Origin of the sequence: Devosia alba (genome assembly GCF_039938915.1) — a bacterium.
Classification (GTDB): domain Bacteria; phylum Pseudomonadota; class Alphaproteobacteria; order Rhizobiales; family Devosiaceae; genus Devosia; species Devosia alba.
On record NZ_JBDUUI010000008.1, the window covers coordinates 104,428 to 128,476 of the forward strand.

At 62.7% G+C, this 24,049-nt stretch carries 24 protein-coding genes and 1 pseudogene; 16 read left to right on the forward strand and 9 right to left on the reverse strand.

The features are described 5' to 3' along the window. Window positions 1-68: 68 nt before the first annotated feature. The 5 genes from ABFY71_RS12900 to ABFY71_RS12920 are packed head-to-tail and all read right to left on the reverse strand — an operon-like array spanning window position 69 to window position 3,952. A complete protein-coding gene (locus ABFY71_RS12900; RefSeq protein WP_347946409.1) occupies window positions 69-1,790 on the reverse strand; it encodes a SulP family inorganic anion transporter in 1,722 nt (573 codons plus the stop codon). A 6-nt stretch (window positions 1,791-1,796) separates the two neighbouring features. Next, a complete protein-coding gene (locus ABFY71_RS12905; protein ID WP_347946410.1) occupies window positions 1,797-2,123 on the reverse strand; it encodes a protein tyrosine phosphatase family protein in 327 nt (108 codons plus the stop codon). Window positions 2,124-2,164: 41 nt separating this feature from the next. Continuing rightward, window positions 2,165-3,058: an MBL fold metallo-hydrolase gene (locus ABFY71_RS12910; RefSeq protein WP_347946411.1), complete on the reverse strand. Its 894-nt coding sequence runs from the start codon at window positions 3,056-3,058 to the stop codon at window positions 2,165-2,167. A 25-nt stretch (window positions 3,059-3,083) separates the two neighbouring features. Continuing rightward, complete coding sequence (locus ABFY71_RS12915) at window positions 3,084-3,524, reverse strand: DUF6691 family protein (protein ID WP_347946413.1); 441 nt, start codon at window positions 3,522-3,524, stop codon at window positions 3,084-3,086. Further along, the gene (locus ABFY71_RS12920; protein WP_347946414.1) at window positions 3,524-3,952 is read right to left on the reverse strand and encodes a YeeE/YedE family protein; all 429 of its coding nucleotides are present in this window, start codon (window positions 3,950-3,952) and stop codon (window positions 3,524-3,526) included. Before ABFY71_RS12920 ends, ABFY71_RS12915 begins: the two co-directional genes overlap by 1 nt. Window positions 3,953-4,130: 178 nt before the next feature. Between ABFY71_RS12920 and ABFY71_RS12925 the strand changes: the two genes are divergently transcribed. Continuing rightward, window positions 4,131-4,433 (forward strand): ArsR/SmtB family transcription factor, encoded by a 303-nt coding sequence (locus ABFY71_RS12925; RefSeq protein ID WP_305582843.1) that lies wholly within the window; start codon window positions 4,131-4,133, stop codon window positions 4,431-4,433. 27 nt (window positions 4,434-4,460) lie between these two features. Here the strand turns inward: ABFY71_RS12925 and ABFY71_RS12930 are convergent, their stop codons facing one another. From ABFY71_RS12930 to ABFY71_RS12940, 3 genes are all read right to left on the reverse strand, one after another. Beyond that, window positions 4,461-5,900, reverse strand: a complete 1,440-nt coding sequence (locus ABFY71_RS12930) for a M81 family metallopeptidase (RefSeq protein WP_347946415.1) — start codon at window positions 5,898-5,900, stop codon at window positions 4,461-4,463. Further along, window positions 5,900-7,081, reverse strand: coding sequence for an MFS transporter (locus ABFY71_RS12935; RefSeq protein WP_347946416.1), 1,182 nt, complete (start codon window positions 7,079-7,081; stop codon window positions 5,900-5,902). The genes ABFY71_RS12930 and ABFY71_RS12935 overlap by 1 nt, the downstream gene beginning before the upstream one ends. 147 nt (window positions 7,082-7,228) lie before the next feature. After that, window positions 7,229-7,708 (reverse strand): hypothetical protein, encoded by a 480-nt coding sequence (locus ABFY71_RS12940; protein ID WP_371136250.1) that lies wholly within the window; start codon window positions 7,706-7,708, stop codon window positions 7,229-7,231. A 69-nt stretch (window positions 7,709-7,777) separates the two neighbouring features. Between ABFY71_RS12940 and ABFY71_RS12945 the strand changes: the two genes are divergently transcribed. From ABFY71_RS12945 to ABFY71_RS12980, 8 genes are all read left to right on the forward strand, one after another. Continuing rightward, complete coding sequence (locus ABFY71_RS12945; RefSeq protein ID WP_347946417.1) at window positions 7,778-8,056, forward strand: hypothetical protein; 279 nt, start codon at window positions 7,778-7,780, stop codon at window positions 8,054-8,056. 67 nt (window positions 8,057-8,123) lie between these two features. Next, complete coding sequence (locus ABFY71_RS12950) at window positions 8,124-9,278, forward strand: Gfo/Idh/MocA family protein (protein WP_305582833.1); 1,155 nt, start codon at window positions 8,124-8,126, stop codon at window positions 9,276-9,278. 10 nt (window positions 9,279-9,288) lie between these two features. Next, window positions 9,289-10,176: a carbohydrate ABC transporter permease gene (locus ABFY71_RS12955; protein WP_347946418.1), complete on the forward strand. Its 888-nt coding sequence runs from the start codon at window positions 9,289-9,291 to the stop codon at window positions 10,174-10,176. A 92-nt stretch (window positions 10,177-10,268) separates the two neighbouring features. After that, window positions 10,269-11,111, forward strand: a complete 843-nt coding sequence (locus tag ABFY71_RS12960) for a carbohydrate ABC transporter permease (protein ID WP_347946530.1) — start codon at window positions 10,269-10,271, stop codon at window positions 11,109-11,111. An 87-nt stretch (window positions 11,112-11,198) separates the two neighbouring features. After that, a complete protein-coding gene (locus tag ABFY71_RS12965) occupies window positions 11,199-12,419 on the forward strand; it encodes an ABC transporter substrate-binding protein (protein ID WP_431021535.1) in 1,221 nt (406 codons plus the stop codon). Window positions 12,420-12,515: 96 nt separating this feature from the next. After that, window positions 12,516-13,592 carry an ABC transporter ATP-binding protein gene (locus ABFY71_RS12970; RefSeq protein WP_347946419.1) on the forward strand — a complete coding sequence of 359 codons (1,077 nt, stop codon included), beginning with the start codon at window positions 12,516-12,518 and terminating at the stop codon, window positions 13,590-13,592. Window positions 13,593-13,621: 29 nt separating this feature from the next. Next, window positions 13,622-14,488, forward strand: a complete 867-nt coding sequence (locus ABFY71_RS12975; protein ID WP_305582825.1) for a MurR/RpiR family transcriptional regulator — start codon at window positions 13,622-13,624, stop codon at window positions 14,486-14,488. Window positions 14,489-14,719: 231 nt separating this feature from the next. Beyond that, window positions 14,720-16,732 carry a beta-N-acetylhexosaminidase gene (locus ABFY71_RS12980; protein WP_347946421.1) on the forward strand — a complete coding sequence of 671 codons (2,013 nt, stop codon included), beginning with the start codon at window positions 14,720-14,722 and terminating at the stop codon, window positions 16,730-16,732. Between the two features lie 193 nt (window positions 16,733-16,925). Here the strand turns inward: ABFY71_RS12980 and ABFY71_RS12985 are convergent, their stop codons facing one another. Further along, a complete protein-coding gene (locus tag ABFY71_RS12985) occupies window positions 16,926-18,383 on the reverse strand; it encodes a M81 family metallopeptidase (RefSeq protein WP_347946423.1) in 1,458 nt (485 codons plus the stop codon). 194 nt (window positions 18,384-18,577) lie between these two features. On the opposite strand from ABFY71_RS12985, the gene ABFY71_RS12990 reads away from it, so the two are divergent. From ABFY71_RS12990 to recQ, 7 genes and pseudogenes are all read left to right on the forward strand, one after another. Continuing rightward, window positions 18,578-18,967, forward strand: coding sequence for a RidA family protein (locus ABFY71_RS12990; protein ID WP_347946424.1), 390 nt, complete (start codon window positions 18,578-18,580; stop codon window positions 18,965-18,967). Window positions 18,968-18,974: 7 nt separating this feature from the next. Further along, window positions 18,975-19,751, forward strand: a complete 777-nt coding sequence (locus ABFY71_RS12995) for an SDR family oxidoreductase (protein WP_347946425.1) — start codon at window positions 18,975-18,977, stop codon at window positions 19,749-19,751. Next, entirely contained in the window at window positions 19,748-20,809 is a 1,062-nt protein-coding gene (locus tag ABFY71_RS13000; protein ID WP_347946426.1) for a D-TA family PLP-dependent enzyme, read from the forward strand. Before ABFY71_RS12995 ends, ABFY71_RS13000 begins: the two co-directional genes overlap by 4 nt. Window positions 20,810-20,918: 109 nt before the next feature. Then, on the forward strand, window positions 20,919-21,473 hold the full coding sequence (locus ABFY71_RS13005) for a DNA-3-methyladenine glycosylase (protein ID WP_347946428.1): 555 nt from the start codon (window positions 20,919-20,921) through the stop codon (window positions 21,471-21,473). 300 nt (window positions 21,474-21,773) lie between these two features. Beyond that, window positions 21,774-21,968: pseudogene (locus tag ABFY71_RS13010) on the forward strand (plasmid stabilization protein); the annotation flags it as partial. Next, on the forward strand, window positions 21,910-22,080 hold the full coding sequence (locus tag ABFY71_RS13015; protein WP_347946429.1) for an SDR family oxidoreductase: 171 nt from the start codon (window positions 21,910-21,912) through the stop codon (window positions 22,078-22,080). The pseudogene ABFY71_RS13010 and the gene ABFY71_RS13015, both read left to right, overlap by 59 nt. A 110-nt stretch (window positions 22,081-22,190) precedes the next feature. Next, window positions 22,191-23,993, forward strand: a complete 1,803-nt coding sequence (gene recQ, locus ABFY71_RS13020) for a DNA helicase RecQ (RefSeq protein WP_347946532.1) — start codon at window positions 22,191-22,193, stop codon at window positions 23,991-23,993. Window positions 23,994-24,049 lie beyond the last annotated feature (56 nt).

Genomic DNA, 24,049 nt, shown 5'->3' on the forward strand with positions numbered 1-24,049 from the left:
TAGGCGCCGTTCCCCACGCCGCAAAACAAAACTCCCGCAGGGCATGGCGCTGCGGGAGCAGGGGATGATCAGGCTGCTGCGGGCAACGCCTTGATCGCTTCCATCGCCTGATGCTGGCTCAGATGCACCCCACCGGACAGATGCTGCAGGAATTCGGTGCCCGCCAGGCGGTCCATCACCGGTCCCTTGACCTCCGACAGGTGCAGGCGGACGCCCAAATCCTGGAGCTGGTGCTGGATCGCCTCAAGGCTTTCCAGCGCCGACATGTCGATGGCGTTCACCGCCGAACACATCAGCACCACGTCCTTGAGTTCAGGCCGCCCGGCGACCTCGCCATAGACCAGATCCTCGAGATAGCGCGCATTGGCGAAATAGAGACTTTCATCGACCCGGATCGAGAGCACGCTGGGAATGGTGTGCACATCATGGCGCTTGACGTTGCGGAAGTGCTCGGTGCCCGGCACCTGACCAACCACGGCGGCATGCGGCTGGGATGAGCGATAGAGAAAAATCAGTATCGAGGCGGCAACGCCCAGGGAAATGCCCACCTCCACGCCCATCAGCAAGGTGCCCAGCAGCGTGATGGCCACGGCGGTGAAGTCGGCCTTGGAATAGGTCCAGGCGCGTTTGAGGATCGAGAAATCCACCAGGGTCAGTACGGCCACAATGATCGTTGCCGCCAGGGTCGCCTTGGGCAGAATGGCCAGGAACGGGGTCAGCAGCAGGGTGGCGCCGGCAATACCAATGGCGGTGAAGGCACCGGCGGCGGGGGTGGCCGCACCGGCATCGAAATTGACCACCGAGCGGGCAAAGCCGCCCGTTACCGGATAGCCGCCACCGACAGCGGCCGCGATATTGGCCGCGCCCAGGCCGATCAGCTCCTGATTGGGGTCGATGCGCTGGCGGCGCTTGGCCGCCAGGGTCTGGGCCACCGAAATGGATTCCACAAAGCCGACGATCGAGATGATCAGCGCCGGCAGCAACAGCGCCTGCATGGTATCGAGATTGAAATTGGGCAGCGAGAGCATGGGCAGGCCCTGCGGCACGTCGCCTACCAGTGCCACGCCCCTGGCACCCAGATCGCCCAGCACCGACCAGGCCATGGTCAGGAAGACCACAAGTACCGGCCCGGCGCGGGTGATGATGGTCACCGCACCCTTGGGCAGGCCGAAGCGGATCAGCCAGTTCTTGAGGTCCATGCGGATCCACAGCAACAGGGCCAGGGACACCGCGCCGACGGCCAAGGTATACCAGTTGATGGTGCCGATATTGTGCACAATCGACATCACCAGTTCGGGCAATGCATGGCCCTCGGTCTTGATGCCGAGCATGCCACCCACCTGGCTGGTGGCGATGATCAGGCCCGAGGCGGTGATGAAGCCCGAGATCACCGGGTGTGACAGGAAATTGGCGATGAAGCCGAGCCGGAACAGACCCAGCACCGCCAGAATGATGCCCGACATGGCGGCTAGCAGGATGGCGGCGCTGGCATAGTCCACCGTACCCTCGGCAGCGATGCTGCCAATGGCCGAAGCGGTCATCAGCGACACCACCGCCACCGGGCCGACGGCCAGCGCCGTCGAGGTGCCGAAGATGGCATAGGCCACCAGCGGCAGCACCGAAGCATAAAGACCTACCTCCGGCGGCAGGCCGGCCAGCAGCGCATAGGCCAGCGATTGCGGGATCAGCATGATCGTCACGATCACCGCCGCAACCAGGTCGCTGGTCAGGGAGTCCCGATTATAGCGGCTGCCCCATTCGAGAATGGGAAGATAGGTCTTGAGCTTCATGGTGTCTTACTTGGATAGAGTCGCGTAGAGGCTGCCGGCGCGTGCGCCGGAGCGGCAATAACCCAGCATTGGCTTGGGCAGGTTGGTCCAGGCATCGTGAAAGCGGATAACCTGGCCTTCGCCCAGCATGCCGGAAACCGGAATGTGGACAATCTTCAGGCCCGCCGCTTCGGCGGCGCGGGCAACTTCGGCATAGCTGGGCTGGCCGCCTTCTTCATGATCGGGACGGGCGCAGACGATGGACTTGTAGCCCGCGTCGGCAATGGCCTTGATCTGGTCGGGGGTGATCTGGCCAGTGGTGGCGTAATCGGCAGTAATCTTGTTGAGGTGCATGGTCTTCTCTTTGGGTTTTGCTTGAGTAAAGGGCCACATGGTCAGAGCCCGTTCACGGGGACTTTGAGAAAGGTATTGCCGTCTTCATCCTTGGGGGGAAGCTTGCCGGCGCGCATGTTCACTTGCAGTGACGGGATGATCAGCTTGGGCATGTCCAGTGTCGCGTCGCGCGCTTCGCGCATGGCCACAAAGGTGTCTTCGTCGGTGCCCTTGCCCACATGGATATTGTGCTCCAGCTCGTCGGCCACCGTGGTTTCCCACTGGATGTCGCGGCCATTGGGACCGTAGTCGTGGCACATGAACAGCCGGGTCTGGGCAGGCAGGGCGAGAACACGCTGGATTGAACGATACAAGGTGCGCGCATCGCCGCCGGGGAAGTCGGCACGGGCCGAGCCACCATCGGGCATGAACAGGGTGTCACCGACAAAGGCGGCATCACCAACCACATGCGTCATGCAGGCCGGGGTATGGCCCGGCGTGTGCATTACATGCGCGGTCAGGCCACCGATCTTGTAGCTGTCACCATCGGTGAAAAGCCGGTCGAACTGGCTGCCATCGCGCTGGAATTCGGTGCCTTCATTGAAGACCTTGCCGAAGGTTTCCTGCACGATCTTGATATTCTCGCCAATGCCCAGCTTGCCGCCCAGCTTGCCCTGGATATAGGGCGCCGCCGAGAGGTGATCGGCATGCACATGGGTTTCGATCAGCCACTGCAGATCCAGCTTTTTATCCTGGATATAGGCGATGATCTTGTCGGCACCATCATAGGTGATGCGACCGGCCGCGTAATCGATATCCATCACGGAATCGATGACCGCACAGGCGTTGGAATTGGGATCCTTGACCACATAGCTGATGGTGTTGGTTGGCTTGTCAAAGAACGCCACCACTTCAGGATGCACATCAAGTTCTGGGGTGAATGGAATGGACGTCATGGTCATATCCTCTTCTTGAATGAATTCAGACGGTTTTGGCGACCCGAGGCAGCAGGGCGTCACGGGCCGTTTTGGCGGCGGCGATACCAACCAGCATCGCGGCAACAAAGATCCAGGCGGCACTCTCTCCCAGGCCCAGGGCCGGGATGGCGCCGCCGGGGCAGAAACCGGCAATTCCCCAGCCTATGCCGAACAATGCAGACCCTGCCAGTAGCGATGCATCGAGCTTGCGGTTGGTCGGCAGGTGAAACCGGGTTTCCAGGATCGGCCTGTCGCGCTTGAGCACGAAGAAATAGCCGACTGCCGCTACCAGCAGGGCGCTGCCCATGACAAAGGCAAGCGAGGGATCCCAATCGCCAGCAAGGTCAAAGAAGTTGAGCACCTTGGCCGGGTTGGCCATACCAGAAATGGCGATGCCGGTTCCAAATACAAGGCCAATCAGGCCAGCGAAAATTGTGCGGCGCATCAGAAGCCTCCCAGCACATGGCGAACGACATAAACGGTGGCGAAAGACGCCCCCATGAAGACCGCTGTTGCGGCGATCGAGCGCGGCGACAGGCGGGCCATGCCGCAGACGCCGTGACCCGAGGTGCAACCAGAACCGAAGAACACACCGACGCCGACGATCAGACCACCAATGATGACCCAGGGTGTGGGAACGGGACTGGCGAAACCGACATCATAGCCGGTCAGCAGCACCATGAGAGCGGGCGCGATGATTGCACCGCCCAGAAACGCTGCGCGCCAGGCCCAGTCGGGGGCTATGGGCGGCAGCAAACCAGTCAGAATGCCGGTCATACCGGCAATGCGACCATGAAAGGCCATGAGTAATACGCTGGCGAGACCGATCAGCGCGCCGCCAAGCAGCGACACGAGAGGGGTAAATTCCGTCATCTATAAATAACCTTGCACGTCGAGGGGCCAGTTGGCGTGTAAACAGGATAGAGGCTGGTGTCCGTCCAGTGGCGCAGTCAGCGCTGTCCATCTGGGTCGTCAAATCAGCCTCCTTGATCATTGCTATGTTTGAGTGCTACGTCTCAAAGCGAATATACACTTATTAGAACATTCTAATATGGTCAAGATGGAAATTGAAAAACTCGAGGCCAATGCCGAGCAGGCGTCACGCCTGCTCACAGCCATGGCCAACGCCAAGCGCCTGCGCATTCTGTGCTGCCTGCTTGATGGTGAAATGAATGTGGGTGACCTGGAAACGCGAGTCGGGCTGGCCCAGTCCCCACTCAGCCAGCACCTGTCCAAGCTGCGGGCCTGGAACTTCGTTACGACGCGGCGCGACGGCCAGCAGGTCTTCTACTCCATCGCGTCCGATGATGTGCGCCATATTCTGACGACGCTATACGGCATCTACTGCACCTAGTGTCCGCCCCCGCGCGAGGCGCACGGCTCAGCGCTGTTCGGCGCGCTTTGACCAGAATACCTCCGGCGCCCAGGCAAAATCCTTGTCGAACGGATATTGCGGTACGCTTTTGTGCCGCCGCTCCAGCCGCTCGACGGACTGATCCACCACGCCGGGCGACAACGCCATCAGGCTGGGATTGGCGATGGGACCCAGATCGGGCGACAGATAGCCCGACTTTACCACCACGATCCTGGCGGTACGAGGATCGAGCCCGAGCCGGGTGAAGTCGGCAATGTTGTGGAACGGTCGCCGCCGCGCCGTGATCACCAGATCAATACCGCCAATCCGCACCACCGCTTCGCGCAGCTGCGGGTCGCCGGTTTCGAGCAGGAACTGCACTGTAGCTTCGGTTTTAACCATGACGCTGGACGGGTCCAGACTGGCCCCAATGGTCAGCTCGAGGCTCGCGCCCGTGCTGGCGGCATAGGCCGCGTCGGTGGCTTGCTTGTCGGCAATGCCGGCAAACACCACGCCCTGCGCGTCATTGGCCATCAGTTCGGCCAGCACTTCGGCCCGGTCGCCGACACCGCCGCCCGTCGGATTATCGCCCGATTCGGCCAGCACCACCGGGGCAGTGGTGGCGGTCACGGCCCAGTCGACGCATTCCTCGATGCTGCCCGTGGTGGTGCCGAACACGAAGCGCTCGCGCAAATCCCAATAATCCTGCGCCAGCACCCGCGCCGCCGCGGTCATGGCCAGCCGGTCGGTCCCGGTGATCACGGCACAGGCCGTGGCGCGGGGCTCGTCCGCCCACACATAGCCCACCTGAAACGAGGCATCCCAGATTCCGGTGGGGTCTTCGACCGCCTGCAACTGGCTGTAGAACGAGCGCGCCGGCTCATCCTGCGTCGAGGTGCGCTCACCCGGCAGCAACACCGGCACCGGCGCCCAGGCCAGTACTGGCCGCTGCCCGGAGCGGAGCGCGCGCACCAGCATGGCCACCGCCCGGCGCATGGTATCGGCCACATCGATATGGGGCGCGGTGCGATAGGTGGAGAATATGTCCAACCCGTCGACGATGCGCTGGCTGACATTGCCATGCAGATCATAGCTGGCCGCGATCAGCACATCGGGCCCGACCAGATCGCGCACCGCACTGATCAAATCGCCCTCGGCGTCCTGCAGGCCCTCGACAAACATCGCACCATGCATGGCCAGATAGACGCCATCAAGCGGCAGGGCGGCCTTGATCCCGTCAAGGATTTCCGCCTTCCAGCGCGCATAGAGCGCCCCCTCCACCGGCCCGCCGGCAATCGCCCGCGCATGCAGCACGGTGATGAACTCGGCTGGAAAATGCGTCAGGAAATCGAAATAGGCGTCCTTGAGCATGGTGGGTCCACGCAGCACGCGGAAATCGGCCTCCCGCGCCAGAACGGGATTATAGGTGCTGCACTCCGTGTGCAGGCCGGCAACAGCAATGCGCATCACAGCACTCCAGCGATTTGAGCTTCAGGATTGGATTTGGAGACAGCTTTGTTGGTGTTGAGCCGGCCGGTCAACACCAGGCTCAGCAGCAGCCCGGGAATGACGCAGGCCAGGCCCAACCGCATATCGGCATGTTCGGCTACAAAACCGATCACCGGCGGGCCGATCAGAAATCCCAGCAGGGCGACAAAGCTCAAAATGGCGACATTGGCTGAGGCGGCGCGATCGGTCAGGGCGGCCGCGGCCGTTACCGCCAGCGGGAACCCCACCGAGACGCCCAGGCCGATAATGCCGAAGCCGAGCAGCGCCAGTATGGTATTGGGTGTGAACACCAGCATGGTCGCGCCTGCCAGGGCCAGCACGCCGCAGATCCGCGCTGTGGTCACCGCGCCGAACCGGCGTTTCAGACTATCGCCGCCAAACCGGCCGGCTGCCACCATCAGCGCAAATACCGAATATCCCAGCCCCACCGTGCCCGCTTCGGCGCCGAGGGCATCGCGCAGGAAGATCGCCGACCAGTCGGCCATGGCGCCCTCGGTCATGGTGATGCCGAATACGAAAAAACAGATGCCCAGCAGCGCCCAGCTGGGTAGCGCCCAGGCCGAGCGACTGCCCTCATGGCTCTGGCTCGTCTCGGCATAGGCCGGCAAGGTCAGGGCGGCCGCAATGGCCAGCGGGAGCACCGCTCCCGATACCAGCAGGATCGCCCAGCGTGGCTCCAGCCCCAGTGCCGCCAGGGCCGCGCCAATCAGGCTACCCGCCATGATCCCGACCGACCAGAAACCGTGTGCGGTGGTCATGATCACCGAGCCGGTGGCCTTCTCCACCGCGTCGGCCTGCACGTTGAGCCCGAGTTCGACAAACGACATGGAGGAGCCGATCAGCATCAGCGCCCCGAACAGCAGGGTCGCGTCAGTGGCGAAACCGGGCAGCGCAACAGCAATCGAATACAGCACAAAGCCGACAATGATCGCCCGGCGCGGCCCGATCCGCCCCACCAGCGGCCCGGCAAATGGCAGGGTGAGCAGCGTACCGCAGGGCAGGCCCAGCAAGGCCAGAGCCAGTCCGCCCGGGCCGAGCCCCAGCGCCAGCTGCACCTCGGGAATACGCGGCAGCCATGACCCGAAGGCGATCGGCTGCAGAAAGAAGATCAGCATGGTCAGGCGCTGGGGAGTGAGCATGTTCCGGTTCTCAGAAAAAAGTCCCCTCCTCCGCCCTTTGGGCAGCTTCTCCCACGAAGGGATAAGGGGGCTGCGGCACGAGTGGAGAGGGTGGATCGGCCGCTGGCCGGGACGGATGAGGGGGCGCGGGCATAGGCACGCCGCGGCTTACCCCGCCATCGGATAAGGCAGATACCCGGCAAAGCCCGTCAGCTTCCACACGCCCGCGACCTTGCGGCAGAAATACAGCGTCTGCCAGTTCAGCACGTCCTTGCCGCCATCGCGCAGCGCGATCTCGCCGTCGAATTTCTTGTGCGCGATGGCGATGTCGCCATTGATCTCGATCTCGGTCAGGCTGGTGGCGCGGTGGATGCCGGTCAGCACGTCTTCGGCATAGTCGAGCTGCTGGCTCGCCTTGGCCTGGGCGATCCAGTCGTCGCGATAGGCCCCGAGCGTGGGAAAGCTGATGCGCCAATTGTCTGGATTGCCGGACTTGCCGCCATTGATGCCGAGAAAGCCCGGCTCGATGAAGTCGCCTGCCACCATGCTCCAGTCGGCAGCCACGAAGGCGGCAATGTCGCGCTCCACCAGCATGGTCCAGATGGCGCTGCGGTCGGCATCATTGGGGAAGGGATTGGTGCTGGTCATGTCCATCTCGTCGCGTTGCTCTGATCGTATCTGCCATGGTTCTGAACTCGGTCATCCTGGCCGATGTCCATGGTGGCCGCCGTCGCCGGCGTGCCCACCGCCTTGGTGTCGCAAATTTTCAAATTGGCCATCCGGCAGCAGATGACATTTGGAGGCCAGATGAATACCAATTTTGACAATCTGTCTGTTTTCCGCCGGCTTGTCCACACCGGAACCAGCGAAAACCGGCCGATAAATGCCCAGAAAATCAGCAAATTGCTGATCGCTTATGCAAAGTTCATGCGTGGCTTATATTGGTATTGTTATTGCGGCGGATTCGTGTTGACATTGGTTTCAAAGCGACCCTAATCTTGAAAATAGTTTACAAAAATACGACCAATCCGACAGAGACTGGCGTCAAAAAACAGGGATCATTATGCGGGTAGGCGTCATCGGTCTTGGCTATCGTTTGGGCTATTTGGCGCGGGTTTTTTCCGCTGCCCGCGATGACTTCTCGATTGCCGGATATGTCGACCCCTCGCCGGCTGGCCTGCCCTATGCCACCGAACATGGCGTCTCGGTCGGTACCGCGTTCGACAGCCTCGAGGCCATGCTCGACAGCGAACCACTCGACCTGCTGATGGTGGGCTCGCCCAATCACCTGCACCTTGAGCACATTCGTATCGGCCTGGAACGCGGGGTCAAGATTTTCACCGAAAAACCGGTCGTGACCTCGGTGGAGGACACCATGGCGATCGCGCGGCTGATCGCCCAATATGGGGCCGACAATTTGATGGTCGGCCTGGTGCTGCGCTACGCGCCACTCTATGTCGATCTGCGCAAGGCGCAGGCCGAAGGCCAATTGGGTGACATCACCTCGATCGAGGCCTCCGAGCATATTCCGCCCTATCACGGCGCCTTCTTCATGCGCGACTGGCGCCGCTATGAGCGCTATTCGGGCAGTTTCATGCTCGAAAAATGCTGCCATGACCTGGATCTCTACAATGGCGTGATGGGCTGTCGCCCACACTACGTCTCCAGCTTTGGGGGACGTCGTACCTTCGTGCCGGCCAATGCGCCGACAAATGTCGGCATCAACGACCTGGAAGTCTATCACCGCAAACCCACCGGCTGGATGGGCAGCGACAAGGTGTTCGACAGCGATGGCGACATCATCGATTACCAGACTGCCATGGTGCAATACGCCAATGGCGCGGCGCTGAGCTTCCACACCAATCTGAATGTCCCAGACGATTTCCGCCGCTTCGCCGTGATGGGCGCCAAGGGCATGGCCGAGGGCGACTTCATCCGCAATTTCCTGCGGGTCACCGACAGCCGGACCTCGGACCGACTGGTCGATACCACCTACAAATTGAGCGAACTCAGCCAGCACTATGGCGCCGACGAGCAGATGGCCGAGGATATTCTCAAGCACGTGCTCGATGGTGAGCCCCTGCCGGTGTCGATCATCGACGCGCTGGAAGCGGGTCTGCTGGCGCTGACCATGGATCAGGCGATGCGCACCAGAACGGTCATCGACATGACTCCCATCTGGCAAGAGTTCGATACCGCCCTCGGGCGAGAAGGATAGGGAGAAGCCGATGACCAGCACCCGTAGCGCCTCCCTGTTCGCCCTCGCCCTGCTGGCGCCCGCGCTCATCTACATTCTGATCATCGTCGCCTATCCGCTGTTTGATACAGTGGTGCTGTCCTTCACCAACGCCTCGCTGCGGCCCACCTCCGACTGGGTCGGCTGGGCCAATTACGAGCGCATCTTCGGCGCGGGAAATTTCACCGAAGTCATCATTCGCACCTTCGTCTGGACCTTCTTTTCGGTCGCCACCAAGATGATCATCGGCACGCTGGGCGCCACGCTGCTCAATGCGGCCATTCCCGGCCAGGCCATGTTCCGCATTCTCATCATGCCGCCCTGGGTCGTTCCCATGGCCATCGGCATTTTCATGTGGGGCTGGATGTATAATGGCCAGTTCGGCATGATTTCCGGCCTGCTGCAGAATTTTGGGGTGATCGAAAAACCCTGGCCCATTCTGGCCTATGGTGACAGCGCCTTCTGGGCCACCATCCTGACCGATGTGTGGATCGGTGTGCCGATGGTCACCATCTATTTGCTGGCGGCGATGCAGTCGATCCCGCGCGATCTCTATGAGGCCGCCTGGACCGATGGCGCCGGACGGGGTTACCGCTTCCGTCGCATCACCCTGCCCCTGCTGGTCCCGGCGCTGCTCACCATGAGCCTGCTCAGCCTGATCGCCACCTTCAATTCCTTCGACATCATCTGGATCCTGACCCAGGGCGGTCCCTCGGGCAGCACCACCACGATGATCATCGATACCTACAAGACCGCCATGGGCAGCCGAAAATACGGCGAGGGTGCCGCGCGTGCCGTGGTGATCTGCATCTTCGTGTCGCTGTTCTGCATCGTCTATTTCCGCGCCGTCCGGAAGCTCTCACAGGGAGAAGCCAAATGAGCGATGTCGCCCGCACTACCGAGGTTGCTGCTGTCGACAGCAAGGCGCTGGTCCGGCCCGCCAAAGCGCGCCGAGCCCGCTCCACCAAGCCGATGATCGATCGCTACAAATGGTGGGAAGCCGGCCTGATGTATGTGGCCATGGCGGTGTTCCTGTTCTTCATCCTCGCGCCCTTCATCGAGGGCTTCCTGGTTTCACTCAAGCCGCTGGCCCTGCTGTTCTCCACGCCCTACAGCTTCTGGCCCAAGAACGGCTCGTTCGACGCCTATTTCACCATGTGGCAGTCGGTACCCGCGCTGGGCATGCACATCTTCAATTCCTTCTTCATCTCTTCCATCGTGACCCTGATCGTGGTCGTCATCGTGGTGCCGGCCGCCTATGCCTTTGCCCGGTTCCAGTTCACCGGCTCCAGTCTGATGCTGGGCGGGTTTCTGGCGGTCAACATGTTCTCGGGCGCCGTGCTGCTGATCCCGCTGTTCCGCCTGATGCGCCAGCTGGGGCTGCTCAACACCTATTGGGCGATGATCGTGCCGGGCGCGGCCTTTCTCATTCCCTCGTCGATCTGGCTGCTGCGCACCTATATGATGCGCATTCCCAGGGAACTGGACGAGGCCGCCTGGGTGGACGGCGCCAGCCGGCTCTATACCCTGCGCCGGGTCATACTGCCGCTGGCCATGCCGGGCATCGTCGTGGTCGCCATCATGACCTTTATCGGCGCCTATGCGCAGCAATTCATCTTCGCCCTGACCTTCAACTCCAAGACCGAATTCATGCCGCTGCCGGTTGGGCTCTTCGCCTTCTTCGGCAAGCAGGAAGTGATCTGGAACGAGTTGATGGCAGCCAGTTTCGTCGGAATCCTGCCGGTCATGATCGTCATCGTGTTCCTGCAGCGCTACCTGGTCGCCGGCCTCACCGCCGGTGCCATCAAGCAGTAAGACCACCAGGGAATCGAGATCGGGGTCGCTTGGCCCCGATTGAGGGAAGTCGCCTCTCGGGGCGCACACAAAGGGAGACTGAACACCGTGAAAAAAATCATCGGACTTACCGCCGTATCGTTGCTGGCTGTCGCCATTGCAACGCCGGCCGCCTTCGCTCAGGACAAGGAAATCGCCTTCATCAACTGCGGTGACGAGCTAACCGCCGGCTATGCCGACTACTTCGCCGAGTGGGAAGCTGCCAATCCCGGTTTCAAGGTCGCGCCTGAAATCGTCGGCTGGGGCCAGTGCCAGGACAAGGTCACAACACTGGCTGCGGCCGGGACCCCGGTCGCCCTGGCCTATGTCGGCTCGCGCACCCTCAAGCAGTTTGCGCTGAACGACCTCATCGTGCCTGTGCCCATGAGCGACGAAGAGAAGGCCGCCTACTACAATTATGTACCCGACACCGTCACCTTCGACGGCACCCAGTGGGGCATCCCGGTTGCCTTCTCCACCAAGGCCCTGTTCTGGAACAAGGACCTGTTCGAGGCTGCCGGCCTCGATCCAGAAACCCCACCCAAGACCTGGGAAGAGAAGATCGCCTTCTCCAAGCAGATCGCCGAGAATACCGATGCGGCCGGCTATGGTCTCGTCGCCAAGACCTTCGACAACACCATGCACCAGTTCCTGCATTGGGTTTACACCAATAATGGCCAGATCATCGACGCCGATGGCAACATCACCATCGACAGCCCGCAGGTTCTGGCTGCCCTGACTGCGCTCAAGGACATCACGCCCTACTCCGAAGAGGGCCCGACCGCCTACGAGCAGAACGAAGTGCGCGCCATCTGGCTCGATGGTGGCGTTGCCATGATCGAAGCGTCGCCCGGGGCGGCTATCCGCGCCGAGGAAGCCGGCATGAACTGGGGTGTTGCCGATCTGCCGCTCGGTCCGGACGCCAAGGGCCCCGGCACGCTGCTGATCACTGACGCCCTGGCCGTGTTCAAGGGCACCGGTGTTGAAGAGCAGGCGATCAGCCTGGCCAAGTACATCACCGATGGCGAGCGCCAGTGGGCTGCCGAGATGGCCCAGGGCCTGACGCCGCTCCGTCCGCTGCAGCCCCAGACCGACGAACTGGTTGCCGCGCAGCCATACTGGAAGCCGTTCCTTGACGGCATCGAGTTTGGTGGTCCCGAGCCGCTGTTCACCGACTATATCGGTCTGCAGAACGTGATGATCGAAATGGTTCAGTCCGTGGTGACTGACGCTGCTACCCCAGAAGATGCCCTTGCCAAGGCTGCTGGTGAACTTGAGCAGTACAAGTAAGGTCCTCCGACCTGACCGCCGCCCCGAATCTGGGGCGGCGGCACCTTTCCCATTGCCTGCCCGCGGGTATCAAGCCCCGCCGCCCGGAGACGGCCCATGTCGCTGCTAAGGCTCAAACGCCTCGAGAAATCCTTCAACACTGCCCGCATCATCAAGGGCATCGATCTGGACGTGTCCGAGGGCGAATTCGTGGTCTTTGTTGGCCCCTCCGGCTGTGGCAAGTCCACGCTGCTGCGCATGATCGCGGGCCTTGAAGACGTCACGTCGGGTGACATCGAGATCGGCGGCAAGGTGGTCAACGACCTGCCGCCTGTGCAGCGTGGCATTGCCATGGTGTTCCAGAGCTACGCGCTCTATCCGCACATGACGGTCTATGAGAACATCGCCTTCCCGCTACGCGTGGAAAAGCTGCCCAAGGCCGAGGTCGAGGCGCGCGTCGACGCTGCCGCCAAGGTCCTGCAACTGGAATCGCGCCTGCAGCATCGTCCCGGCCAGCTCTCGGGTGGTCAACGCCAGCGCGTTGCCATTGGCCGCGCCATTGTGCGCCAACCCAAGATTTTCCTGTTCGATGAACCGCTGTCCAATCTGGATGCCGCGCTCCGCTCGGAAATGCGCATCGAGCTGATGGAACTGCACAAGCGCCTCGGCTCGACCATGGTCTATGTCACCCACGATCAGGTCGAGGCCATGACCATGGCTGACAAGATCGTCGTGCTCGACGCCGGTGAAATCTCCCAGATCGGCTCGCCGCTCCAGCTCTATCACAAGCCCGACAATCTGTTCGTTGCCGGGTTTATCGGCAGCCCCAAGATGAACTTCATCAACGGCACCGTAGCCAAGGCTGATGGCACCACACTCAGCGTTGATCTGGGGGCCCTGGGCAATATCGCCTTGCCGCGCAGCACGAAGGCCAAGGCCGGGGCGCCCATCACACTGGGTATTCGGCCCGAGCACCTGCAACTGGGCAAGGGTGACTTCACGCTCAACGTCACCCCCAATATCGTTGAATATTTGGGCATCCACACCGTGGCCTACTCCACGCTGCCAGGCGGGGAGAACTTCATCGCGCTGTTCGAAGGCGCCCCGGCGATCGCCGAGGGGAAGGTCAGCGAGATCGGCTTTGCGCTTGATCAGGTGCACCTGTTTGATCAGGCGGGGCTGGCAGTTTACTGATCGGCTGATTGCACGCCGGGGAAGTGACCATGCTCGATATTGTTGGACAGCTGCAGAGCGAAAAGCACGCGTTCACGCGCTCTGAACGCGCCTTGACCGAAATTGTGCTGGCCGACGTCGACAGTGTGCTCAAGCTCTCCATTGTCGATCTTGCCGCGCAGGCCGACGTCTCGCCGCCGACCGTGACCCGTTTCTGTCGCCGGCTTGGCTGCGACAGCTATGCCGATTTCAAGGTACGGCTGGCGCAGTCCCGTTTTGTTGGCCAGCGCTATTTCGCTCCTGCCGCCGGTCCCTCCAGCGTGCACGAAATTGCCCAGGGCGTGGTCAACGGCATCCAGTCGATCATCTACGAGACCTTCGACCATTTCGATTTCGCTGCCGTCGAGCGCGCTGCTGAAAGCCTGGTCAAATCCAGTTTCGTGCTGGCCTTCGGATCGGGTGGCGCCTCCTCGATGATGGCGGGCGAGATCGAGGCACGGCTGTTCCGCCTCGGGCTCAAAATCGCTGCCACGGACGACCACCAGATGCAGATGATGCGGACCGCCGCAGCGCCATCCGGCACCGTCATCGTGGCCTGTTCGCTCTCCGGCAATAACGCCCAACTTGCCAAGGCGCTGACCGTGGCGGGGGAATATGGCCTGACCCGGGTGGTCATCACCAGATCCGCCTCCATTGTGTCGGAGCAGGCCGATATCCTGTTGCCGATCAACTGGCAGGAGAACGGCGATATTTTCCGCCCCACACCGGGCCGCTATGCCTTCCTGGCGACAATTGACGTCTTGGCGCAAACCGTCGCCACCCGGCTCGGCCCGTCCGCTATCGCCAGCATGCGCCGCATCAAGCACCAGCTCGTCGTCAACCGTGACGGCGACGACGCCCAGCCTTTGGGGGATTAGTCCGTCACTGTTGCGGTTAGCCTTCCCTGCCCCTTGCAAGGCTTCGCCATCGGTCGGCACGGCCGATAAAAGGCTCCAAGTGGAGCCTTTCGAGACAAGAAGGCCATGAGAGCTGTGCTCGAATGGCCAGATCGAGGGAGGGGGTCGTTCAGTTCATCACTGCTGGACCTCCACCCCCACCCGGCCCCGCAAGGGGGAGGGGAGCCACACATCCGACCAAGAGACATTTCCATGACCACCTCCTTCTCCCTCGTCACCACCTGGACCCCCGCCAAGGATGACGCGCCGCTCGCCTATGGCCTCGAACTGACCAACACGGGCGACAGTCCGGTCAGCGGTTTCACCCTCGGCTTCTCGGGCCCGGCCCGGATCGACCCGACGGCGACGCTGGAAAACGGCAAGCTGCTCAAACGGCTGTCCAACTACACCTTGATCGCCCCGCCTGACGGCCTTGTGCTGGCGCCGGGCGAGACCTGGACGTCCATCGCGCGCGGCCTGTCCTATGGCTTGCGGCACTGGAGCGACGGCGCCAATGCCGCCTATGTCGAGCTGGCTGATGGCACCATCGTCAATCTCGCGACCGCGCCCACCCAGGGCAAGGGCCACAATTCGCCGCTCCTCAAGGGCGCGGCAAAGTTCCCCGTGCCGGCCAAGGCACCGGTACAAGTCTCCATCATCCCCTGGCCGAAGTCGGTGGCCACTACCGGCACCCGCACCCCGCCGCCTGGCCTGGATCTCAAGCCGGAAGGCACGGATGCCGGCCGCGCCGCCGCCGCCTTTGCCGGTCTGGTCGATGACCTGTTTGCTGTCGAGGCCATTGTCCGCCCGGCTTCCGAGGCCGGCATGCCCGTTGCCATTCGCTATCGGGATGGCCTGGGCGCCGAAGCCTATGAAGTGAGCTTCAGTCAAGACCACGCGGTTGTGGAGGCCACCACCCGCCAGGGCATGTTCTATGGCCTCGTGACCCTCGGCCAGATCCTGCGCGGCGCCAAGAAGTACCCGCAGACCTTTGTCTTCCCCACTGGCGGCACCATTGCCGATGAACCCGGCTTTGCCTATCGCGGCTGCCATCTCGATGTGGCCCGCCAGTTCTATTCCAGCGCCGAAGTCAGCCAGTTGCTCAAACTGCTGGCCTGGAACAAGCTCAACAAGTTCCATTGGCACCTGAGCGAGGACGAGGCCTGGCGGATCGAGATTGATGCCTATACCCAGCTCACCGAAATCGGCGCCTGGCGCGGTCACGGCAAGGCGCTGCCGCCCTTGCTCGGCTCGGGCCCGCAGCCCACGGGCGGCTATTATTCCAAGGAGGCCGTGCGCCAGATTGTGGCGCTGGCCGATAGCCTGGCCATCGCGGTGATCCCCGAGATCGACATTCCCGGCCATTCCTACGCCACACTGCAATCACTGCCGGAGCTGCGCGACCCCGATGAGAGGGGCGAGTACCAGTCGGTGCAGGGCTTTCCCAATAACAGCCTGAACCCAGCCTATGAGCCGGTGTACAAATTCGTCGAAACTGTCGTCGACGAAGTCCTCGAGCTGTTCCCCGCTGGCATCTTCCATCTCGGTGCCGATGAGGTGCCACTGGCCGCCTGGTCCGGCTCGCCCCTGGCGCTCGACATGATTGAAAAGCTCGGCGGCCCGGACATGCGCGCCAAGCACGAGCGGCAGTTCAACCGGCTTGGCAATCATCACGGTGCCGACGAAATCGAGGGCTCACCCACCGCGCTGATCCAGGCCGCTTTCATTCGCCGCGTGCATGATTACATCGCCGCCAAAGGCGCCATTACCGGCGGCTGGGAGGAGGCTGCGCACGGCAATGCGGTGGACCCCGACAAGAGCTTCGTCATCGGCTGGCGCAATGTCGAGATCAACGCCGCCCTCGCCGAAAAGGGCTTCAACATCGTCGTCTCGCCGGGGCAGCGCTACTATCTCGACATGGCCAATGGCGTCGACTGGGCCGAACCCGGTGCCGGTTGGGCCGGCTGGTCGGGCCCGCAGGAAACCTATGAGTTCGAGGCCCGCGACGGATTCTCCGAACAGGGGCTGGAAAGGCTCATGGGTGTGCAGGCCTGCATCTGGAGCGAGTCCATGACCGACCGCGCCATCTTCGACCGTCTGGTCTTCCCGCGCCTGTCGGCCATTGCGGAAGCCGGCTGGACCATGCGCGAACGCAAGAGCTGGGACCGTTTCAAGTCGCTCGTGGGCCTGATGCCCATCATGTACGGCAACTGGGCCTCCGAATAAGCGCTTGCACCGCGGCTCATCCTCCCCCGCTTGCGGGAGAGGGGGACCGCCAATAGGCGGTGGAGGGGGTGTGACACCCGCGATGGCCGGGATCCATCCTGACATTTAGCAGTTGGCGCCGCAGTTTCACGCGTCGCCCCGTCGATGCTAACAGTCCGTTAACGCCAAGGCCTCAACTGCCACGCCCGAACCGTTAGGCCCAGGGGTTCTCCACCATCGGCCAGATATCTCGGCGCGCCTTGCGGTAGGGGGTCGTGGCGGGGGTGTTGGGATAAGGCTTTCCGGCCGCGCAATAGATGATCTCCGAAGCGATTCTGGAGAACGAGTCGTAAAAGTGATTGGTCGATTTGATCAGCAGGATCTTGCGCGACTTCGGGTCAATGCCCATCACGGAAAACAGTGATGGATCAAAGCTTTGCGCCCGGGTGGAATTGAGGATCACATCGATCCCGGCAAAGCTGATCCAGGCCGCATCACCGAAGGGCGCATAGCTCTCGCCAAAGCGCATTTCGGCATCACGCACCAGCCGGTTTACCCGCACAAGCTGATCGATCGGACTGCCTGTATGTGGGGCCGATTTGGCGCCAAAACGCAGTGGAATTTCAGCCCCTTCGCCCGCTGCCATGCAGATCTGAACCGCGATCGGGTCCCAGATCGTGCCGACGGCGACGTCACTTATCCCCCGGGCGATCAGCTCTGCTAGAATGACCGTTGCATCGCCCGCCGTGCCGCCACCGGGATTGTCCCACACATCGGCAATCACCACGGGCCCCCGCGGCGCGGCAATCGCCGCGTCAACGGCCGCGCGCTCATCCACCTGCGCCACCATGAAGGTGCCGCGCATGGCAAACAGTTCGCGCCCGAGCTTTTCGGCCAAGGCCGCGCCCTTGGCGGCATTGTCATTGGTGATGGCGATGATCTTGGTGCCCATTTCGGGCACATCGCCGGCCATGAAGCCGTGGATCACCGAGAGCGAGAGCACACCCGGCTCGGCCCGTTCCAGCGCATAAAGCTGATCAACAAAACCGCGCATGGGTTGTTTGGAGGTGGGGAACACATCGATCATGCGACAGTCGAACACGCTCATCACCGGGGTGATCTCGCCCTTGAGCGCCCGCACCGCGATGGACCAGAGGTCCCGCGCCCGGTCGACGAAATCGGTGTGCGGGAATTCTTTGAACGCCACCAGGAAATTGGCGGCTGCGACGCGTTTGGCGGTGAGGTGACTATGCGGATCAAGCTCGGCGCAGACCAGCACGCCGGGGCCGACAATGGTCCGGATACGGCTCAGCAGATCACCCTCGGGATCATCATAACCCTGCGCCACCATGGCGCCATGCAGCCCCAGCACGACGGCGTCGACGGGCATGGCGGCCTGCAATTGCGCCAGAATTTCGTCGCGCAGCTCTTCATAGGTGGTTCGCGCCACCAAGCCTGCCGGGTCGGCCCAACTGGCGCTGCCTTCGATCAGCGTCCAGCCTTGCCGGGCGCAGACCTCGCGGCCCACCGTGATCGGCGCGGTGCACAGGGTGGGAGTGGCCGGATGCTCGCCCGGCCGGGCATAGAGCGAGGCCTCGAACGCCCGCCGGTCCACGGCAATGGGTGAAAATGTGTTGGTTTCAGTGGCTAGGGCGGCGGTAAAGACGCGCACTTGGAAACTCGCAATAGTGACTATTTCTGGGCTTGGGCTAAGGTGTCTGGAGAGCACGGTAACACAGGCCATATGGGGCAATCACGTAAGAAATTTACATTTTGATCCGTGATTTGTCGGTGAAACCGCTCTCTTGGCCCGATATGATGGCTGATAACGAAATTTGATTACAAGATTCTCCCAGGAGTGCTGCGATGTCGATCAAACGCTATGGTGCCGAAAAGTCCGGGGCCGGTGGCCAGAACCTGCCCTTTGCCCGTGCCGTCGAGGCCGGCGGCTTCCTGTTCGTTTCCGGCCAGGTGGCCATGAAGGACGGCGAAATCCAGGGGGCTGGCATCGTCGAGCAGACCCACCTCACGATCAAGAACGTCATCGCGATTCTGGAAGAAGCCGGCTATGGGCTGCAAGATGTGGTGCGCTGCGGGGTCTGGCTGGATGATCCGCGCGATTTCTGGAGCTTCAACGCTGTCTACAAGAGCTATTTCGGCGAGAACCCACCGGCGCGCGCAGCGGTGCAGAGCCACATGATGGTGGACTGCAAGGTCGAGATCGACTGCGTCGCCTACAAGCAGCCGCAGGGATGATCGGATAATGGACAGCTCGGTGTTCGGATTGAACGGCAAGACCGTTCTGGTCAGTGGCGCCGGCGGCGGCATCGGCCAGGCACTGGTGGCCAGCCTGCGGGCGGCGGGGGCCAAGGTGGTGGGCGCCGACCGCGAGGCCAGCATGCTCGCGGGGCTCGATCTGGTCGACACGGTGCTGTTTGACCAGGCCGACGCCAGGGGAACACGGGCATCCATTGAACGGTATCTGGCCAAAAGCGGCGCGCCCGACGCGGTGATCGCCAATGCCGGTTTCACACGGGCCGAAACCCTCGACCAACTCGATGACGCGGTCTGGGCAGCCGAACTCGCCATCAATCTGAATGGCGCCTATGCCATGACCGACCCGATCATCGCCGCCATGGCCAGGCGCGGCGCCGGCAGCCTGGTGTTTATCGCCTCGGTCAATGGGTTGGGCCATTACGGCAACCCGGCCTATGCCGCTGCCAAGGCCGGGTTGATCGCCTATGCCAAGGCCATCGCGGTGGAGCGCGGCGGCCAGGGCGTGCGTGCCAATGTGATTTGCCCCGGCTCGGTGCGTACGCCGGCCTGGGATCACCGCCTGGAGGCCGATCCGGGCCTGCTGGACAATGTGCTGCCGCATTATCCGCTGGGTCGCATGGTGCTGCCGGCTGAAGTCGCCAATGCGGCGGTGTTTTTTTGTTCGGACGCCGCCTCGGGCATTACCGGCACGGTGCTGCCGGTCGATGCCGGGCTCACCGCCGGCAATCTGCGTTTCGTCGATGATGTGTTGAGGGGCAAATGAGCCGTATTTTCGAGGTCGATACTCCCGCCGTGCTGATCGACATTGATCGCGTCGAGGCCAGTCTCAAACGGGCGCAGGATTATGCCGATGCCCATGGCATCAAGCTGCGCCCGCATATCAAGACGCACAAGCTGCCGCGCTTTGCCAAGCGTGCCATGGCGCTGGGCGCGGTCGGCATCACGGTGCAGAAGCTGGGCGAGGCCGAGGTGATGGCCGATGCCGGGATCAGCGAAATCTTCCTGCCCTACAATATCCTGGGCGCTGCCAAGCTGGCGCGCCTCAAGGCGCTGCATGAGCGTGTGCATATCACTGTCACTGCCGACAGCGTCGACATCGTGGCTGGCCTGTCGAGCACCTTTGCCCACGCCGCCCAGCCGCTAACCGTGCTGGTTGAGTGCGATACCGGCATGGGCCGCTGCGGGGTGCAGAGCCCCGAGGCGGCGCTTGAATTGGCGCGGACCATTGCGGCGTCGCCCGGCCTGGTGTTTGGCGGCTTGATGACCTATCCGGCCGCCGGGCAGGTCGAAGCCAATCAGGCGTTTCTGGCGGCTGCCAAGGCAGCACTGATCGCAGCAGGTCTTGCCCCCGCGATCATTTCCAATGGCGGCACGCCCGATCTGTGGCACGCCCATGAGGTGACAGCGGCCACTGAGCATCGCCCCGGCACCTATATCTATATGGACCGCTTCCAGGTCAGCAAAGGCGTGGGCGGGTTCGAGGACTGTGCCCTGACAGTGCTGGCCACTGTGGTCAGCCGGCCCACCGAAAACCGTGCCATTATCGACGCCGGCTCCAAGGCGCTGACCAGCGACACGCTGGGGATGAGTGGTTTCGGTTTGATCGAGGCCTATCCCGGGGCCCAGATCGTCGGGCTGAGCGAAGAGCATGGCACGATCGATCTGACCGGGTGCGTGGACAAGCCGCAGATCGGCGACAAGATCCGCATCATCCCCAACCACGCCTGCGTGGTGAGTAATCTCTTTGACAGGGTGACGCTGATTTCGGGCGATGACGTTGTCGAGAGCGTTCGGGTCGACGCGCGCGGTCGGGTGGATTGAGGGTGATGCGTCTGGTTCCGCCTTTGCGGTGTCGCCCCAGCCTCAGCCCTTCGCCCTTATGGGGAGGGATCAAGGGTGGGGGTTCTGAGACCCTCAGCGGCACCCGGTGATGCCGCAGCTTGCCCCCACCTTCTTTGATCGCCCCGCCCCCGAGGTGGCGCGCGATCTCATCGGCGCCACGCTCCTGGTCGATGGCGTGGGCGGGGTCCTGGTCGAGGTGGAGGCCTATGACCAGCAAGACCCTGCCTCGCACAGCTTCAAGGGACCGACCCCGCGCAATGCGGCGATGTTCGGTCCGGCCGGGCATGCCTATGTCTACAAGATCTACGGCATCCACTGGTGCCTGAACTTTGTCTGCCAGCCGGGCAGCGCCGTGCTGATCCGGGCGCTGGAGCCGCTCCATGGGCTGGCGCTGATGCAGCAGCGCCGCGGTGGCATGTCCGGGCGCCAACTCTGTTCGGGTCCCGGCAAGCTCTGTCAGGCGCTGGGCATTGATGCGGCACAAAACGGATTGCCGCTTGCCAGCCCCCCCTTCAGCCTCGCCGCCAGCGCCGAGAGCCATGAGATCGCCACCGGGCCGCGCATTGGCATCACCAAGGCGGTGGCGACACCCTGGCGCTTTGTGCGGCGCGGCTCGCCGTTTCTGAGCAGGCCACTGTCGTAGCCACAGGGGTGGTCTGGTGGCCGGAGGCGGACCCCACCCCGACCTGTCCCATCAAGTAGGAAGGGAGCGCGCCTCTCTTCTCTCGGCAGTCTCAAACCGTCGCCGAACTCACAGAAAAATCGTGACGGAACCAATAACAGCCTCTGGTGATTTCGGGTAGCAAGAGACCAGAGCGTGTCAATCGGACCAGGCGGCAGAGGGAACGGGGATGGTTTTTCCGATTTCCCGCCCCGGCCAACGAAATGGCAGCCGAGCCCTTCCCCCGTCCGCTCTGGTCTCGCGCAGTTGCAGGAGACGACCATGCCGCAGGGCGACAAATCCGCTTATACCGACAAGCAGAAGCGCAAGGCCAAGCATATTGAAGAGTCCTATGAGGAGAAGGGCGTGAGCCAGGACCAGGCCGAAAGCCGCGCCTGGGCGACGGTCAACAAGGATGATGGCGGCGGCAAGAAATCCGGCTCGGGCCGCGGCGCCGAAACCGGTCATCCGGCAGCCCGGGCAGCCCAATGATGTTGCCACCTGCCATCTGTTCCTCGCCTGCGATGAAAGCTCCTATGTCACCGGGCAGGTGCTCCACCCCAATGGTGGGGAGATCGTCGGTGGATAGCATGTCACGTTGACCCAAGCCGCCTTGCGGCGCGCCCCGTCCCGTGATTCAAGGGCGGGGTGAGCGCCCTTGAATCGAGTATCGATCTGTTCGGCGCGGGCGACGCGATCATGCCGCGTGACCCGCTGGGCATTCTGCGCGAGGTTTTCGGGCATCAGCATTTTCGCGGCCTGCAGGCCGATGTGATCAATCACGTCGTGCAGGGCGGCGATGCGGTGGTGCTGTTCCCCACCGGCGCCGGCAAATCAATGTGTTACCAGATTCCCGCCATGGCCCGGCCCGGTGTCGGGATCGTCATTTCGCCGCTGATCGCCCTGATGCGCGATCAGGTCGAGGCACTGCGCCAGGCCGGTGTGGCCGCTGCCGCGCTCAACTCCTCGCTGACTGCCGAGGAATCGGCTGAGGTACGCGGGCAATTGCGACGCGGCGAACTTGATCTGCTCTATGTGGCGCCGGAACGGGTGGCGACGCCCGGCTTTGCCAATATGCTGTCGGGTATCGATATTGCCCTGTTCGCCATTGATGAAGCCCATTGCGTCAGCCAGTGGGGCCATGATTTCCGCCCAGAATATCGCGAGCTGACCAGGCTCACCGAACTGTTCCCCGGCGTGCCGCGCATTGCCCTGACCGCGACGGCCGATCCGACGACGCGCGAAGACATCATCGAGCGGCTGGGGCTTGAGACGGCCGAGGTGTTCACTACCAGTTTTGACCGCCCCAATATTTCCTATTCCATTGTCGAGCGCGACAAGGCGCGCGACCAGCTGCTGAGATTTCTGGCCGCACACAAGGGCAGCTCGGGCATTGTCTATTGCCTGAGCCGCGCCAAGGTCGAGGACACGGCGGACTGGCTCTGCGGCAAGGGGATTCCCGCCCTGCCCTATCATGCCGGGCTCAGCGCCGAGCGGCGCAACGCCAATCAGGACGCGTTCCTCAAGGAAGAGAATATCTGCATCGTCGCCACGGTGGCGTTTGGCATGGGCATAGACAAGCCCGATGTGCGCTATGTGGCGCATATGGATCTACCATCCTCGATCGAGGCCTATTACCAGGAAACCGGCCGCGCCGGGCGCGACGGCCAGCCGGCGGACGCCTGGATGAGCTACGGCATGGCCGATGTGGTGCAGCGCCGTCGCATGATCGACGAGGGCAATGCGCCCGACGAGATCAAGCGCCTCGAACACGGCAAGCTCAATGCGCTGCTCGGGGTTTGTGAGACGGCCGAGTGCCGCCGCAAGGCGATATTGAGCCATTTCGGCGAGGCCTATCCCGGCGATTGCGGCAATTGCGATACCTGTCGTTCGCCGGTTGAAACCTGGGATGGCACCGAAGCCGCGATCAAGGCGCTGGCGGCAATCTATCGCACCGGCATGCGCTTTGGTGCGGCCCATGTCATCGATGTGCTGATGGGCAAGGCCACCGAAAAGGTCGAGCGCTTCGGCCACCAGAACCAGGCCGTGTTTGGCCAGGGCGCCGACCTTGACCCGCGCAGCTGGCAGTCGGTCATCCGGCAGTTGACGGCCTCGGGCCTGATCGTGGTGGATCACGCGTCCCATGGTGCGCTGACGCTGGGAGAAGGCGCCCGCGCCGTGTTCAAGCGCGAACGCAGCGTTACCCTGCGCAAGGACCGCCCGAAAAAGGCCACCGAAGTGCGGCGGCAGCTGGCTAATGCGGTACAGTTGCCCGAGCCGGCGATGAGCGTGTTCAACGCGCTGCGCGAAGAACGGCTGCGCATCGCCAAGCAGCAGGGCGTGCCGCCCTATGTGATCTTCCACGACGCCACGCTCAAGGCCATGGCACTGGCCATGCCCGCCCATCCGCATGACATGCTCAACCTGCCCGGCGTCGGCCAGGCCAAGCTAGACCGCTATGGCGAGGCATTTCTGGCGGTGTTGGCGAGGGTGGCGGTCTGAACCGGAGGACCGGGGGCCATGTGGCCTTGCCGCGGCGCGGAATCACGGCTTAAGGT